Origin of the sequence: Streptococcus respiraculi, assembly GCF_003595525.1 — a bacterium.
In the GTDB taxonomy this organism is placed as follows: Bacteria; Bacillota; Bacilli; order Lactobacillales; family Streptococcaceae; genus Streptococcus; species Streptococcus respiraculi.
The window spans coordinates 650,418-666,715 of record NZ_CP022680.1; the positions used below are offsets into that span (position 1 = coordinate 650,418).

The following is a 16,298-nucleotide window of genomic DNA, read 5'->3' on the forward strand; positions in this document are numbered from 1 at the left end:
GAGTAAGTAGTAAGAGTTTGTAGATTTACAAAAGGTTAATACTTAGAAAAGAGGATTAATAATCGGTTCTCTTTTCAGCTTGAAGAAAAAGTCTTTTTATTACCACCATCCTCATGTGCTTTCGGACATCAGCGACTTCCTTCGGAGTAAAATAATCCATTGGATTATTTTAGCCCGATCACTCAGATTTCCTAGCGAAAGTTTCAGAAGACAGTGATGTTCAAGTGGCAGTAGATATTCTATTTGAGCGTATCAAGGCAGGAGACGTGATAAATACATTCAATAACCACCTCACCTTTACAGATGAAAGTGGCAATGAAGTAGACGCGCCTGTTGTATCAAATACAGTCATCACGCATACATCAGAAGAGCCGAAAGCTCCAGAACCAGCAAAACCAACAAAAGAAACACCTGTACGAGCAGCGTCAATTCTTTCTAAAACAGGTGAAACGGAATCAATTTTAAGTCTTATGGGAGGACTTATGTTATCAGGTCTAGAATTGGTAAGAATACTAAAAAGTAGTATTTTATGGTATAATACAATTGTTTATTAGTGATGTATGAGGAGAGTATAGAGTGAATTCGCAGAGGAATTATGGAATAGATTTGCTTCGCTTGCTTTTAATGTTTATGGTCTGCGTGTTGCATGTGCAGGGACATGGTGGAATATTAGAAGCAGTGCCTATAGGTTCTTTGAGACATAAGGTATTTTGGTTAATAGAAATCGCTTCGTATTGTGCGGTCGATTCTTTTGCGATTATAAGTGGTTATACTGCAACTAATCGTAAACATAGGTATGAAAAAATCGTTTCGATGTGGTTTCAAGCGTTATTTTATTCCTTTGTTCTCACCATTTTGTTATCTATTCTAGGTATAGGTGACGGGGTAGATAAGATAGATTTCAGTCGGAGTATCTTTTTGGTGACTTTTGGGCAGTTTTGGTATGTTACTGCTTATTTTGCTTTATTTTTGCGATGCCAATTTTAAATAAGTTTTTGTTTTCAGTTAGTGAATCGCAAGGTAAGAAAACATTTCTCATTCTCATACTGTTGTTTTCAATCATGGGGCGCTTTGGGGATCCATTCAAATCACAAAGTGGCTATTCAGCTATTTGGTTAATGGTATTATATTGTCTTGGTGTTTTGGCTAAAAGACTCAACCTGTTTGCGCAGAAGAGATCATTAACACTAATTCTAATATGGATGCTCTGTATCTTTTTTACTTGGTTCACCTATATCAAGAAAGGCGATATATTTTATATTAGCTATATCTCGCCAACCATTGTATTATCGGGGTTGATAATGGTTATTCTTTTCTCTAGGCTACAACTCAGCTCTAATATGATTTCAGTGATTTCAAAGTTATCTCCACACGCATTTGGTATTTATTTGTTTCATAGTAACCAAGTGATTTTGAATCATATCCTTAAGGGTGCTACCGCGTTTGTTGTGAATAAATCAATAATCGTTGCAGTTCTGTATGTGTTTTTCTTTGCATCTTTAATTTTTATTTCAGGACTATTTGTAGAGATAGTGAGAAGTAAGATGGATAAACAATTAAATATTCCAGCTTTAAGTCAAAAGATAGTGCTTGTATCTGACAAACTATTGTTACAGTTTTTTCAGTTATTTACTTAACTTTGCAAAGTGTAGCTGGCGACAAGGAAGGCGTTGCTTGGTGGAGAATAGAATGCAAGAGTTTATTGCCTAATCTCTTACACTAATAGTGCTCAATTTGTAAAATTAAGAGGAAAAAGTCCTAGCGTGCTTCCAACATACTAGGACGCCGAGTGAAGCAACTGGAACTTGCTTAACTCAGTATATATGACTATGATAAGGGATAATCACATCATTATCAAGGGCTGGGCAAGTGAAAGTTCAGGCCTTTTTTATAATTCTCGATTCTCTTGTCAAGAGATGTTAGCTTCTCTACAAAAAAATTACCACAAACAATTTCAAAAAAGTGTTGACAAGAGGTGGAGGAGCTGATATACTGGTAGAGTACTCAATCGCGGGGATGGCGGAATTGGCAGACGCGCAGGACTAAGGATCCTGTGACCGCTTTAGGTCGTGAGGGTTCAAGTCCCTCTCTCCGCATCGGATAAGACTGGTTCAGCCAGTCTTTTTTTTCTTGTAAAAGGAAAATGAAAATACCGCCTTTTTCAAAATCTCGGTTGAAAGAGCCGAAAAAAAGTGGCGTTTTTCCTAAAAAAGTGATAAAATAAACAATGTAAGTGGGAATGCCCACAAAAATAAAAGGAGGCTAGAAAATGCCAGTCGTTTCAGCAGAAAAATTTGTCCAAGCAGCTCGTGACAATGGTTACGCAGTTGGTGGATTTAACACAAACAACCTTGAGTGGACTCAAGCTATCTTGCGTGCAGCAGAAGCTAAAAAAGCTCCTGTTTTAATCCAAACATCAATGGGTGCAGCAAAATACATGGGTGGTTATAAAGTAGCTCGTAACTTGATTGCAAACCTTGTAGAATCAATGAACATCACTGTTCCAGTTGCGATTCACCTTGACCACGGTCATTACGAAGATGCACTGGAGTGTATCGAAGTTGGTTACACTTCAATCATGTTTGACGGTTCACACCTTCCAGTTGAAGAAAACCTTGAAAAAGCACGCGAAGTGGTTAAATTGGCACACGCAAAAGGTATTTCAGTTGAGGCTGAAGTTGGAACAATCGGTGGAGAAGAAGACGGAATCATCGGTTCTGGTGAGCTTGCTCCAATCGAAGATGCAAAAGCAATGGTAGAAACTGGTATCGACTTCTTGGCAGCTGGTATCGGTAATATCCACGGTCCATACCCAGCAAACTGGGAAGGTCTTGACCTTGATCACTTGAAGAAATTGACAGAAGCTGTTCCAGGTTTCCCAATCGTACTTCACGGTGGTTCTGGTATTCCTGATGAGCAAATCCAAGCAGCAATCAAACTTGGTGTTGCAAAAGTGAACGTAAACACTGAGTGCCAAATCGCATTTGCAAACGCAACTCGTAAATTTGCAGCAGCTTATGAAGCAAATGAAGCAGAATACGATAAGAAAAAACTCTTCGACCCACGTAAATTCTTGGCTGACGGCGTAAAAGCTATCCAAGCATCAGTTGAAGAGCGTATCGATGTTTTCGGTTCTGAAAACAAAGCGTAATTCGCAATCATTGATGGCAACTTCTCATGAGAGAAGTTGTTTTTTAGTGTATGGAAATAACAGCTAGCAAGTAGGCAAGCTAGAAAGGTTGACGAGAGGATGTAAACTATATTAGCTGAAACACTTATTTTGGCTTTAATAGCGTTTTATCCACGAAAGAGAATACATGATTTGAAAAAATTGAAAGTTCTTCTTGCAAAGAGTTGCATTTTTTGGTAGAATAATCAAGTATGTGGTGCTAGCACATCCGTAATATTTGATCAAATGAGGAGGAATACACATGGCTAAAGTATGTTATTTTACAGGTCGTAAAACTGTATCAGGAAACAACCGTTCACATGCGATGAACCAAACAAAACGTGCGGTAAAACCAAATCTTCAAAAAGTAACTGTTTTGATTGATGGAAAACCTAAAAAAGTTTGGGCTTCAGCTCGTGCCCTTAAATCAGGCAAAGTAGAACGTGTTTAAAAAAAGAGGTCCGGCGGACCTCTTTTTCACGAGTTCGGAAACGAAAAAGCTAGTTTAGAGGTCCGGTGGACCTCTTTTTCACGAGCTCGGAAACGAAAAAGCTAGTTTAGAGGTCCAGTGGACTCTTTTAGTTTGTTCGGCTAAGGTCATTGTGTTTGCTACCTTCTTATTCTGCTGTGACAGTCTAATTTTTTACAGTCATGAGAAATTATGGTAAAATAAGGTGATAAAATGATTTGAGGTACGAAAAATGACGGTTAAGATCAATACAAAAGATGGCCAGATTGAACTAACAGATGATGTCATTGCGACAGTTGTTGGTGGTGCTACAACGGAGATTTTTGGCGTTGTTGGTATGGCAAGCAAATCTGCGATTAAGGATAATTTTCAAGCGCTTCTTGGGAAGGAAAACTACGCTAAAGGTGTCGTGATTAAAACGACTGAAGAAGGGCATATTGCGGTCGATGTTTATACTGTAATGAGCTATGGTGTGAAAATCAGCGAAGTTTCTCGCAACATTCAAGAACGTGTGAAGTTTAACTTAGAAAATCAATTGGGTATTGCAGCAGATACAGTCAATGTTTATATTCAAAATATCAAGGTCGTAGGAGAATAATGGTGTCTAAAATTACAACTAGTTTATTTCAAGAAATGGTGCAGGCTGCATCAACTCGCCTGAATAAACAAGCAGAATATGTCAATTCATTAAATGTCTTTCCTGTTCCAGATGGCGATACAGGGACAAATATGGGAATGACCATCACAAATGGTGCAAAAGAAGTATCTGATAAACCTGCTAGTACAGTTGGTGAAGCAGCTCAGATTTTGTCAAAAGGTCTTTTGATGGGTGCGCGTGGAAATTCAGGTGTTATCACTTCTCAATTGTTCCGTGGCTTTGGTCAATCTGTCAAAGGAAAGGATGAATTGACAGGAAAAGACTTGGCACAAGCCTTCCAGCATGGAGTTGAAGTAGCTTACAAGGCTGTTATGAAACCAGTTGAAGGTACGATTTTAACGGTATCACGTGGTGCAGCAACAGCCGCTTTGAAAAAAGCAGAACAAACCAATGATGCTGTTGAAGTTATGCGCGCGACTTTAGAAGGTGCTAAACGTGCCCTCAAGAAAACACCAGAAATGCTTCCAGTATTGAAAGAAGTTGGCGTGGTGGATTCTGGTGGACAAGGTCTGGTTTACATCTATGAAGGGTTTTTGGCTGCTTTAACTGGTGAATATATTGCTTCTGATGATTTTGAAGCAACTCCTGCGGTGATGTCTGGTATGATCAATGCAGAACATCACAAGTCGGTTGCAGGTCATGTCGCAACTGAAGACATTACCTTTGGTTACTGTACAGAAATTATGGTGGCGCTTCGCCAAGGCCCAACCTATGTGAAAGAATTTGACTACGAAGAATTTCGAACCTACTTGAACGATCTAGGCGATTCTCTTCTTGTGGTCAATGACGATGAAATCGTGAAAGTCCACGTCCATACGGAGGATCCAGGACTTGTCATGCAGGCTGGTCTCCAATACGGTAGCTTGGTCAAGGTCAAAGTAGATAATATGCGTGAGCAACACGAAGCGCAGGTGGAAAAAGAAGAAAGTTTCCAAAAGCCAGCTGAGCAAAAAGAATACGCAGTTATTGCCGTTGCAGCAGGAGAAGGATTGACAGAAATTTTTAAATCACAAGGTGTAGACTATGTGATTTCTGGTGGTCAAACTATGAACCCTTCTACTGAAGACTTTGTGAAAGCAATTGACTTAGTCAATGCACGCAACGTTATCTTATTGCCGAATAATAAGAATATTTTAATGGCGGCTCAATCAGCGGCAGAGGTAGCAGAAGTGGCGGTCAAAGTCGTGGAAACACGCACGATTCCACAAGGCTTTACGAGTCTTTTGGCTTTTGACCCAAGTCGTGATATTGAAGTAAACTTTGAAGCGATGACAGCTTCGCTTGTCGATGTTAAAAGTGGTAGTGTGACAACAGCTGTTCGTGATACGACGATTGACGGTCTTGAAATCCACGAAAATGATAATCTTGGTATGGTTGATGGCAAGATTGTGGTGTCAAATCCAGATATGGTAGAGACTCTTACTGCAACCTTTGACAAAATGTTGGATGAGGACAGCGAAATCGTAACCATTTACGTGGGCGAAGAAGGCGATACTGCCTTGGCTGAGACCCTTGCCCAAGAATTGGAAGAAGAATATGAAGATGTTGAAGTTGAAATCCACCAAGGTGGGCAACCAGTCTATCCATATTTATTTAGTGTTGAATAGAATGAGAAAGCTAAGCAGTAGTGCTTGGCTTTTTTTGTAGTCTATTTTGGTGAGAAAGCGACCTATTCTTATAGATCAGGAATGAGTTTCGTTTGTACTTTCAGAGCTAGATAATCCATTTCTTGAAAAAAATATGGAAAACGATTTCAAAACATGATATAATGAAAAACAAAGGAGGTGAAGTGATGGAAGACAAGCAAAAAAAATCGGTTACAATGAAAGATGTAGCGCAGAGAGCTGGTGTTAGCGTAGGGACGGTATCGCGTGTCATCAATCAAGAGCAAGGAATTAAGAAAACAACGCTAGAAAAAGTCCAGCAAGCGATAGCTGAGCTTGATTATATTCCAGACGTTTATGCCCGAGGTATGAAAACCAATCGTACAGAGACAGTAGCCTTGATTTTGCCGACTATTTGGCATCCATTTTTCAGTGAGTTTGCCTTTTTTGTTGAAGAAGCCCTCAGCAAGAAAAACTATAAATTATTACTGTGTAATACAGGTGGTGCGAAAAAAGAGATTGAGTATCTCATGATGCTACGACAGAATAAGGTAGATGGCATCATCGCCATTACCTACAGTCCAATTGAGGATTATTTGGCGTCTAATATTCCTTTTGTCAGTATCGATAGAAGTTATAAGGACAAGGAAATTGCCTGCGTCACATCGGATAATCAAAAAGGTGGGGAATTAGCCGCGCAGATGCTCTTGGGAAAAGGTTGTCAGCATTTGGCCTTTGTCGGAAGCCATAATGACACAATTAATGAGACCAAGAAGCGTCGTCAATTTTTTGAAAAAACGGTTCGCCAGACAGACCAAGAATGCCTGATTTTTGATATCGCAGAGCCTGTTGGTGATTTTCTGAAAGAATTGGAAAAATTTTTGGTGGAACATCCGCAGATTGACGGTGTGTTTGCGATCAACGATTTTGTAGCTTTAGAAACGATTGCTATTTTAGAAAAGCAGGGGAAACGTATCCCAGAAGATGTGCAGGTAATTGGCTATGACGGAATTCGGTTTGCAAGAGAACACGAGTATCCTGTATCCACAATCAAGCAGCCTCTTGAGCAAATGGCAGAAGAAGCGGTCAATATCCTCTTGTCGATTATCAGTCAGCAGAGCTATCCGCGCCAAAGTGTGCTGCCGATTTCTTATATCGAAGGGAAGACGACAAAAAAATTTCAAAAACCTATTGACAGAAAGCGCTACCAATGATATACTGAGAGTACGAAAATTATTTTTTACCAAAAATATGAAACGTTTCAAAAATGACGAAATCTATTTGGTTCAAATAGGTTTTCTCATTCTTATGAATTTGAAACGTTTCAAAAGGAGGAGTTATGAATATGGGAAAGGAATACTCTGTCTGGAGTAGAGTCAAGAAACAAAAAGTACTGCTACTGATGTTGCTTCCAGGGCTGTTGCTGACCTTTGTTTTTAAGTACATCCCGATGTATGGTGTCCTAATTGCCTTTAAAGATTACAATCCGCTAAAGGGTGTGATGGGAAGTGAGTGGATTGGGTTTCAAGAATTCACCAAATTTCTATCTTCTCCCAATTTCGGTATCCTGTTAGGTAATACCTTAAAATTAAGTGTTTATGGCTTGCTATTGGGCTTCTTGCCACCGATTATCTTAGCCATTATGCTCAACCAATTGCTGAGTGATAAGGCGAAGAAGCGGATTCAACTCATTCTGTATGCCCCAAACTTTATCTCAGTTGTGGTTATTGTCGGGATGATTTTCCTTTTCTTCTCAGTTGGAGGTCCCATCAATAGTCTATTATCGCTTTTTGGGATTAAAGCAAACTTTTTGACCGATCCAAACGCTTTTAGACCCCTCTATATTTTAAGTGGTATCTGGCAGGGCATGGGCTGGGCCTCTACACTGTATACCGCTACACTGGTCAATGTAGATACGTCCTTGATCGAAGCAGCTAAGATGGATGGAGCCAATATTTTTCAGAGAATTTGGCATATTGATTTACCAGCTTTGAGACCCGTTATGGTGATTCAATTTGTACTGGCAGCTGGAAATATCATGAATGTCGGCTATGAGAAGGCCTTCTTGATGCAAACATCACTCAACTTGACGAGTTCAGAGATTATCTCAACCTATGTCTATAAAGTCGGTCTTGTCTCAGGAGATTATTCTTACTCAACAGCAGTAGGACTCTTCAATGCAGTTATCAATGTTATTTTGTTGGTGGCAGTAAATCAAATTGTGAAACGAATGAATGATGGACAAGGATTATAAGGGAGGACAAAATGAATACACAGATTTATACGAAATTTGACCGGCGGATGCTAGTTGTCAATAAAATCATCATTGCCTTTTTGGTCCTTATTACACTTGTTCCAATGCTCTATATTCTAGTTGCCTCCTTTATGGATCCTCAAGTGCTTGTTAGCAAAGGAATTAGTCTTAATCCAGCTGATTGGACGGTTGAGGGGTACCAAAGGGTATTTAGTGACAAGTCAATTATAAGAGGTTTCTTCAATTCCCTCTTTTACTCTTTCAGTTTTGCAGCTTTGACGGTGTTCTTATCCGTTCTAACTGCCTATCCCTTATCGAAAAAGGATTTGGTTGGAAAGAAATGGATCAATGCTTTTCTCATCTTTACCATGTTCTTTGGTGGAGGTTTGGTGCCAACCTATTTGCTTGTGAAAGATTTGGGGATGTTAAATACCGTATGGGCGATTATTGTACCGGGTGCTATCAATGTGTGGAATATCATCTTGGCACGAACTTATTTCCAAGGTATTCCAGATGAGTTGTTAGAAGCAGCCTATATCGATGGGGCTAATGATTTGGAAATTTTTGTTAAAATCATGCTTCCGCTAGCCAAGCCAATCATGTTTGTCCTTTTTCTATATGCTTTTGTCGGACAATGGAATTCATACTTTGATGCCATGATTTATATCAAAGATCCAAACTTAGAACCGCTCCAACTTGTTTTGCGGAAGATTTTGATTCAAAGTGAGCCAGGAAAAGATATGATTGGGGCTCAGGCTGCGATGAATGAAATGAAACGAATTGCAGAAATGATTAAGTATGCAACCATTGTTATCTCTAGTTTACCGTTGATTGTCATGTATCCATTCTTCCAGAAATACTTTGATAAGGGTATTATGGCAGGATCATTGAAAGGGTGATGCTCGTCAAAAATCAAATTCTAACGTCGTTAACTCGCCTTGCTTCAACAGTCCAGTGGACTGTTGAAGGTTGGAAATAGGGATTATGAAATAATCCTCAGCTACCATTAGTTCGAACTAGTGGTTCAAAGGGGCGAGCTGCGCTCGTTTTATTTCCAGCCTTCCACAATTCTCAATTGCGATGGGCGAGCTGCGCTCGTTTTGTTTCCAGCCTTCCACAACTCTCAATTGCAAGGGGGCGAGCTACGCTCGTTCTATTTCCAGCCTTCCACAATTCTCAATTGTGGAAGCTAATCAGACTTTGATTTTTATAGAGCCTCACGGAATTTATATAAGTAAAATTGTCAATAAAATTTGGTTTTTCGATTATATCGTTAACTATTTATCAATAAAAAAGGAGTTTTCTCATGAAAATGAAAAAATGGATGAGTCTTAGTGCGACTCTATTAGCAACATCTACTTTGGTCTTGGCTGCTTGTGGTAGCAAAAATACAGCTTCAAGTCCAGATTACAAGCTTGAAAATGTTTCTTTTCCACTTAAGGAAAAAGTGACTTTGAAATTTATCACAGGTAGTTCACCACTTGCTCCCAAAGATCCGAATGATAAATTGATTTACCAACGTTTGGAAGAAGAAACAGGTGTCCATATTGATTGGACAAACTATTCTTCTGATTTTGCTGAAAAACGTAATTTGGATATTTCATCAGGTGACTTGCCAGACGCTATTCATAATGACGGTGCTTCAGATGTTGAGTTGGTCAAATGGGCGAAACAGGGTGTGATTATTCCAGTTGAGGACTTGATTGAGAAATACATGCCAAACTTGCAGAAGATTTTGGAAGAGAAGCCAGAATACCGTGCCTTGATGACGGCACCAGATGGTCATATCTATTCCTTCCCTTGGATTGAGGAATTGGGTGATGGAAAAGAATCGATTCACTCTGTGAATGACATGGCTTGGATTAACAAAGATTGGTTGAAAAAATTAAATCTTGAAATGCCAAAAACGACAGATGAGCTTGTAAAAGTCTTAGAAGCCTTCAAGACACAAGATCCAAATGGAAATGGCAAAGCTGATGAAATTCCAATGTCCTTTATCAATGCAGGTGGAAATGAAGATTTCAAACTTTTGTTTGGAGCATTTGGTATCGGGGATAACGATGATCACTTGGTTGTTGGAAATGACGGCGTGGTGGACTTTACGGCTGACAACCCAGAATATAAAGAAGGTGTAAAATTCATTCGTCAATTGCAAGAAAAAGGTTTGCTTGATCCAGAAGCCTTTGAACAAGATTGGAATACCTATATTGCAAAAGGTGGCGAACATCAATACGGTGTTTACTTTACATGGGACAAGGCGAACGTTTCAGGTTTTAACGATAGCTACGATGTCCTACCAGTTCTAGCAGGACCAAGCGGTAAAAAACACGTTGCTCGTACTAATGGAATGGGCTTCTCACGTGACCGTATGGTGATTACAAGTGCCAATAAAAACCTTGAATTGACAGCCAAATGGATTGATGCCCAGTATGCACCATTGCAATCTGTTCAAAATAACTGGGGTACTTATGGCGATGATACGCAACAAAATATCTTTGAATTTGACAAAGCAACAAATAGTTTGAAACACTTGCCACTTGAAGGAACAGCACCAGGAGAGCTTCGTCAAAAGACAGAAGTCGGAGGACCTCTTGCTATCCTAGACAGTTACTATGGTAAAGTGACAACAAAACCAGATGATGCTGCATGGCGTTTGGATATTTTGAAGCAAACCTATGTTCCATACATGAATAATGACTCCATTTACCCACGTGTCTTCATGGAAGAAGAAGATTTGGACAAACTTGCTCAAATTGAAGCAGATATGAATGACTATATCTATCGTAAACGTGCAGAGTGGATTGTTAACGGGAACATCGACAAAGAATGGGATGATTATCTCAAGGAATTAGAAAAATACGGCTTGTCAGATTGGTTAGCCATCAAACAAAAATACTACGATAAATACCTAGAAAATCAAAAATAGAAATAGAGAGTGAGAAAATATGGGAGATGTATTGAGTGTAACCAAAGCCAACGAGTATATTGCGGAGCATCAAGCAGAGGTGAATCTTCTGTACAAGCCTGAGGCTCACTTTACAGCGCCGGTAGGCTGGATCAATGATCCGAATGGTTTGGTGTATTTCAGAGAGGAATACCATTTGTTTTACCAATATTATCCCTACGGAACGCAGTGGGGGCCAATGCACTGGGGACATGCAAAGAGTAAGGATTTGCTCCATTGGGAACATCTCCCGGTGGCCCTTGCTCCTGATTGTTCTTATGATAAGGATGGTTGCTTCTCAGGAAGTGCGATTGTCAAGGATGATACCCTTTGGTTGATGTACACAGGCCACATCGTAGAGCCAGACGGTAGCATTCGCCAGGTGCAAAATATGGCCTACTCAGTAGACGGGATTCGCTTTGAAAAGTTGGCTTCAAATCCTGTTGCGACAGGGGATATCTTACCAGAAGAATTGGTGACAAGCGACTTCCGCGATCCAAAAGTGTTTGAAAAAAATGGGATCTATTACGCAGTTGTGGCTGCCAAGCACCGTGAAGAGGTGGGGACGATTGTCCTGCTTGAATCGCCTGATTTAATCACTTGGAAATTTGCCTCGATTTTCCTCAAAGGAGAAGCGCACCAAGGGATTATGTGGGAATGTCCTGATTACTTTGAATTGGATGGGGTGTCTTGCCTAGCCATGTCACCGATGCGGTATCAAAAAGATGGGCTAGATTATGCCAATATTAACTCTTCTGTCCTCATGACGGGGCGTGTGGATTGGGAAGAAAAGGTCTTTCGTCTTGATACGGTCAAGGAAATTGATCATGGTCATGATTTCTATGCGCCTCAAAGTTTGGAAAATGCAGCTGGGGAACGCATTATGATCGCTTGGATGCAGACCTGGGGTCGGACCAATATCACGGATCAATTAGACCATAAGTGGGCTTGTGCTATGACTCTGCCAAGAAAATTGAAATGGGACAACGGGGTACTTGTTCAAGAGCTTCCTGCCAGCTTGTTAGAGCAATTACCAGTCTTGCCTGAGCAAGGATCAGTTGAAGTCGGCTATTTCCAAGGAGATTGGAGTGGTGGAAAGGTCTTTCGTCTAGGTAGTGATACGGATTACATCGAGTTTGGCTATGATGTGGAGGCAAAAGAAGTTTACATTGATCGTAGCCACATGGCATTAGCCATTCAAGGAGAGGAAGCATGGTCTACGGAACGCCGTGCTGTACAAGCTGAAAATCCAAATGTAGTAGTCGTTCTTGATAAAAATAGCATTGAACTCTTTGTGAATGGAGGTCAGGATAGCTTGACCAGTACCTATTTCTTATCAGGCCAACGTCAGTTAGTTACATATTAGAAAAAAGGGGGGATTCCCTCTTTTTTATATTTCAGTCAAAAATCCTGCTGTTTTCCTTGCTATTTCCTTGAAAGTGCGATATAATAATGTCTTGTGAGAAACCCTCACTTACTCGTGGCTAGACCATGAGTCATTAGACCAAAAGGAGGAACATATCAATGGCTAAATACGAAATTCTTTATATTATTCGTCCAAACATTGAAGAAGAAGCTAAAAATGCTTTGGTAGCACGCTTTGACTCTATCTTGACTGACAACGGTGCAACTGTTGTTGAATCAAAAGCATGGGAAAAACGTCGTCTTGCATATGAAATCAAAGATTTCCGTGAAGGACTTTACCACATCGTGAACGTTGAAGCAAATAATGACGCTGCTCTTAAAGAGTTTGACCGTCTTTCAAAAATCAACGGCGATATTCTTCGTCACATGATTGTGAAATTAGACGCGTAAGAAGGTAGATTATGATCAATAATGTGGTACTAGTTGGTCGTATGACCCGCGATGCAGAACTTCGTTACACACCGTCGAACCAAGCCGTTGCGACCTTTACACTTGCGGTCAACCGCAATTTTAAAAATCAAAACGGTGAGCGGGAAGCGGATTTTATTAATGTGGTAATTTGGCGCCAGCAGGCTGAAAACTTGGCAAACTGGGCTAAAAAAGGTGCCTTGGTGGGAATTACTGGTCGTATTCAGACTCGTAATTATGAAAATCAGCAAGGACAACGCGTTTACGTGACAGAAGTTGTTGCAGAAAATTTCCAATTGTTGGAAAGCCGTACTGCACGTGAAGGTCAAGGTGGAGGTTACCAAGCTGGCAATTCCTTTGCTGGTGGTAATGAGTATAATTCGCCATATCAAGCACCTGCACAATCTACACCAAACTTTGCACGCGATGAAAGCCCATTTGGAACAACGAATCCGATGGACATTTCAGATGATGATTTACCATTCTAGGTAAGGACATAAATTATAAAGGAGAAAAACATGGCTCAACAACGTCGTGGCGGATTCAAACGCCGTAAAAAAGTTGATTATATCGCAGCGAATAAAATTGAATATGTTGATTACAAAGATACTGAGCTTCTTAGCCGTTTCATTTCAGAACGTGGAAAAATCTTACCACGTCGCGTAACTGGAACTTCAGCTAAAAACCAACGTAAAGTAACAACAGCTATCAAACGCGCTCGCGTAATGGCACTATTACCATTTGTAAATGAAGATTAAAAAAGAGGTCCAGTGGACCTCTTTTTCCCTCGCCAAGCAACTATAAAGCGAGGCAGTCCAGTGGACTGTTTTTTCAGGTCCAGTGGACTTCTACTTGTATGTCAAAACCCTCCCAAGAAAAATGACGTGGGAGGGTTTGAATTTTCAGTCCATATATTGAATAGTAATACTTCCTGCGGTATTGTTACCTACCAAATAGATTTGGTGGCTTGTGTTATCTGGCACTGGCGGTAAGTAGATTTCACCAAAGCCTGATTTGAGGGTGTTGACCACTTTGACATGTCTCGGGATGCGAATGTGGCAGTTTGAGAGGGTGTTCGTGAGGGTGAAGTAGATGGTCTCTTTCTCAAATTTAGCTCCACTGAGATCCAATTGGACATTGGAACAAAAAGCTTTGATAGAGCCTGTTTTTAGTGCTGGAGCGGTAGAATACTCGTATTTGTCTGTGAAATTGGCTGTGATAGCGATGTAGTTGGCATCGTTTGAGACAACGGAAGAAGTGTTTGATGCGGTGAATTGGACGATTTTTTGGGTATTTCTCTTTCTTAGGATACTATGAACAGCAATCCCTAAAATCAAGAGTCCAAAGAAGAGCGGAATGACATTGAAGGTCGTATACGAGTAAGGGATGACGTCTCGCAGGTAGAGAGATGAAAAGCCAAGTCCGATAAAGAATAGAATGGCATTTCTTCGCTCTCCACCAATCCATAGACAGAAGAGCGCTAGAAATAGGGTGAAGCGGATATAATGAAAGATGAAGTTAAGTTCAGGGAAAAAGGCAATTAGGATAAGATAGAGTGCCAATAGAATCAGTAAAATTTGCCAGGGATAGGATTTTTTCATGAGAACCTCCAACTAGTAAATAACGATAAAAAGGAAGAGGCTAAGAACACTTATCCCAGCCTCGTGGCTATTATTGCATTGGTTGCATCGCATTGCGGATGTTGTATTTTTTCTTAAGAAGGTAGCGAATACCAAAGGCTGCTGCCCCGATTAGAATTGCAAAGAATGGTGATACAACGGGGTTGATCGAACTTGGAATGAGCGCTGCAAAGAAGAAGACAAGGCTCCAAGAAAGGGTTGCAAGAACGAGGAAGCCGATTGCTTTGACAAAGCTAGGGCGTTTACCGGTCTTTGCTTGATCGCGGTAGACAAAGTGGTACATCATATACATACCGGCTCCGACGCCAAAACCGATAAGCAGCATGGTGATGAGGCCGTAATTGACACCAGCTCCAAAAGCGTTCATCGCACCGTTGACGACACCGATAATTGCAAGGAGCAAGAGGCTAGAATCAAGCCACATGAGCCAAGGGTTTTCGTTGAGTTCAGGCTGGCTTGATTCTTCAGGATTTGCAGTCTTACTTGCTACCCAATCACTCGGTGCTCCATAGAGGCTACGGGCGGTGACACCTGTTTTTTGATTTTCCAGAATGGCAGGGAGAATTTCTTCGAGCAATTCTTTGATTTCTGCATCGGTCTTACCAGCCTTGATAAGCTGGTTGGTTGCGATATGGACGAATTCTTGGTTTTTCTTTGTTAATTCTTTCATTTCTGTAAATGACATCATAGTCTCCTTTTGTGATTAGAACCATTTTTTTCGTAAAAAGTTAATGACGACGATTGCGCTGAGGCAGGCTGAGATAAAGGCGATGACCCAGAAGGAATTCGGTTGTCCACCAAAGGGCATACCTGACTCAGGGACGTTCATTCCGTAAGCTGAGAAAATAACAGTTGGAATATCGAGTGCCATGGTCATGAGGGCTAAGGTTTTCATAATCGTATTTTGATTGTTGGAAATGATAGCCGCAGATGTTTCGGTCATGGCATATAAGACATTGCCGTAGATATCCGCCATCTCAAGAGCCTGCTGGGTTTCAATCAAGGTGTCTTCTAGCAAATCTTCATCTTCTTCGTATTTTTTCAAGGTGCTATTTCTGATTGCGAGCTTTTTGACCACTCGTTCATTGAGTTTGAGCGAAGCCTTTAGGTAGACAATGGATTTTTCCAACTCCATCATATCAATAACTTGTTCATTTTTGGTTGCGCGATCGATATGGGCACTGATTCGATCTGTCTGTCGATCGATTGAACGAAGGGCGGTGATGAAGAGTTCAGCGTTGCGATAGAGCAGCTGGAAGACAAAGCGCGTCTTCATAAAGGTATAGAAATTCTTAATCCGCTTATTGAAAAAATAATCAAAGAGAGTTAAGGGCTGCACGCAAGTGGTAATCACGACATCCTTGGTGACAATAATCCCGAGCGGCAGGGTGATGTGGTAGCTCTTATTGTTACGCTCCTCATAGGTCGGAACGTCGACGATAATTAAGGTGTAGTCATCTTCTACGGTGATACGAGAAGATTCTTCCACGTCAAGCGGTGCCCGTAGGTCGGTGATGTCTATGTTAAATTGTTCTGCTAATTTGACAGATTCTTCCTGGGAGGGGTTAACCAAGTTAATCCAAGCCCCTGGTTCAAAGGTTTGGATTTCTTCTAAATTCGTTAATGTAGAACGAAACATTTGTTTCATATCAAATCCTCCTCAGTTTTTTATTGCGTTTAGGCGCACTCTTTATTATACCAAAAAAAGCTCTCTAAAGGAAAAGTTT

16 protein-coding genes, 1 tRNA gene and 1 pseudogene are annotated in these 16,298 nt (G+C 40.6%); 15 read left to right on the top strand and 3 right to left on the bottom strand.

Annotated elements, in window-relative coordinates; genetic code table 11:
* Nucleotides 1–224: 224 nt before the first annotated feature.
* The 15 genes and pseudogenes from CHF41_RS03295 (at nt 225) to rpsR (ending at nt 13,689) form a co-directional block, all read left to right on the top strand.
* Nucleotides 225–554, top strand: coding sequence for a hypothetical protein (locus CHF41_RS03295; RefSeq protein WP_119875976.1), 330 nt, complete (start codon nt 225–227; stop codon nt 552–554).
* A gap of 22 nt (nt 555–576) precedes the next feature.
* Nucleotides 577–1,637 (top strand): annotated as a pseudogene (locus CHF41_RS10290) (acyltransferase family protein).
* Between the two features lie 373 nt (nt 1,638–2,010).
* A tRNA-Leu gene (locus CHF41_RS03310) sits at nt 2,011–2,096 on the top strand.
* 173 nt (nt 2,097–2,269) lie between these two features.
* Nucleotides 2,270–3,151, top strand: coding sequence for a class II fructose-bisphosphate aldolase (locus CHF41_RS03315; RefSeq protein ID WP_119875979.1), 882 nt, complete (start codon nt 2,270–2,272; stop codon nt 3,149–3,151).
* Nucleotides 3,152–3,431: 280 nt separating this feature from the next.
* Nucleotides 3,432–3,620 carry a 50S ribosomal protein L28 gene (gene rpmB, locus CHF41_RS03320; RefSeq protein WP_001140948.1) on the top strand — a complete coding sequence of 63 codons (189 nt, stop codon included), beginning with the start codon at nt 3,432–3,434 and terminating at the stop codon, nt 3,618–3,620.
* 250 nt (nt 3,621–3,870) lie between these two features.
* Nucleotides 3,871–4,236 carry an Asp23/Gls24 family envelope stress response protein gene (locus CHF41_RS03325; protein ID WP_075105451.1) on the top strand — a complete coding sequence of 122 codons (366 nt, stop codon included), beginning with the start codon at nt 3,871–3,873 and terminating at the stop codon, nt 4,234–4,236.
* A 2-nt stretch (nt 4,237–4,238) separates the two neighbouring features.
* Nucleotides 4,239–5,903, top strand: coding sequence for a DAK2 domain-containing protein (locus tag CHF41_RS03330; RefSeq protein WP_119877125.1), 1,665 nt, complete (start codon nt 4,239–4,241; stop codon nt 5,901–5,903).
* Between the two features lie 185 nt (nt 5,904–6,088).
* The gene (locus tag CHF41_RS03335; protein WP_119875980.1) at nt 6,089–7,114 is read left to right on the top strand and encodes a LacI family DNA-binding transcriptional regulator; all 1,026 of its coding nucleotides are present in this window, start codon (nt 6,089–6,091) and stop codon (nt 7,112–7,114) included.
* Nucleotides 7,115–7,239: 125 nt separating this feature from the next.
* Nucleotides 7,240–8,154: an ABC transporter permease gene (locus tag CHF41_RS03340; RefSeq protein WP_119875981.1), complete on the top strand. Its 915-nt coding sequence runs from the start codon at nt 7,240–7,242 to the stop codon at nt 8,152–8,154.
* Nucleotides 8,155–8,165: 11 nt separating this feature from the next.
* A complete protein-coding gene (locus CHF41_RS03345; protein ID WP_119875982.1) occupies nt 8,166–9,053 on the top strand; it encodes a carbohydrate ABC transporter permease in 888 nt (295 codons plus the stop codon).
* A gap of 413 nt (nt 9,054–9,466) precedes the next feature.
* Nucleotides 9,467–11,080: an ABC transporter substrate-binding protein gene (locus CHF41_RS03350; RefSeq protein ID WP_119877126.1), complete on the top strand. Its 1,614-nt coding sequence runs from the start codon at nt 9,467–9,469 to the stop codon at nt 11,078–11,080.
* 19 nt (nt 11,081–11,099) lie between these two features.
* Entirely contained in the window at nt 11,100–12,464 is a 1,365-nt protein-coding gene (locus tag CHF41_RS03355; protein WP_119875983.1) for a glycoside hydrolase family 32 protein, read from the top strand.
* 158 nt (nt 12,465–12,622) lie between these two features.
* On the top strand, nt 12,623–12,913 hold the full coding sequence (rpsF, locus tag CHF41_RS03360) for a 30S ribosomal protein S6 (protein ID WP_119875984.1): 291 nt from the start codon (nt 12,623–12,625) through the stop codon (nt 12,911–12,913).
* Between the two features lie 11 nt (nt 12,914–12,924).
* The gene (locus CHF41_RS03365; RefSeq protein WP_119875985.1) at nt 12,925–13,419 is read left to right on the top strand and encodes a single-stranded DNA-binding protein; all 495 of its coding nucleotides are present in this window, start codon (nt 12,925–12,927) and stop codon (nt 13,417–13,419) included.
* Between the two features lie 30 nt (nt 13,420–13,449).
* Nucleotides 13,450–13,689 carry a 30S ribosomal protein S18 gene (rpsR, locus tag CHF41_RS03370; RefSeq protein WP_002939250.1) on the top strand — a complete coding sequence of 80 codons (240 nt, stop codon included), beginning with the start codon at nt 13,450–13,452 and terminating at the stop codon, nt 13,687–13,689.
* A gap of 144 nt (nt 13,690–13,833) precedes the next feature.
* On the opposite strand, the gene CHF41_RS03375 is transcribed toward rpsR, so the two are convergent.
* The 3 genes from CHF41_RS03375 to CHF41_RS03385 all read right to left on the bottom strand — a co-directional run bounded on the left by CHF41_RS03375 (nt 13,834) and on the right by CHF41_RS03385 (nt 16,219).
* Complete coding sequence (locus tag CHF41_RS03375) at nt 13,834–14,532, bottom strand: hypothetical protein (RefSeq protein ID WP_119875986.1); 699 nt, start codon at nt 14,530–14,532, stop codon at nt 13,834–13,836.
* Between the two features lie 70 nt (nt 14,533–14,602).
* Nucleotides 14,603–15,256, bottom strand: coding sequence for a DUF1129 domain-containing protein (locus tag CHF41_RS03380; protein WP_119875987.1), 654 nt, complete (start codon nt 15,254–15,256; stop codon nt 14,603–14,605).
* Between the two features lie 18 nt (nt 15,257–15,274).
* Nucleotides 15,275–16,219 (bottom strand): magnesium transporter CorA family protein, encoded by a 945-nt coding sequence (locus CHF41_RS03385; protein WP_119875988.1) that lies wholly within the window; start codon nt 16,217–16,219, stop codon nt 15,275–15,277.
* Nucleotides 16,220–16,298: the final 79 nt, after the last annotated feature.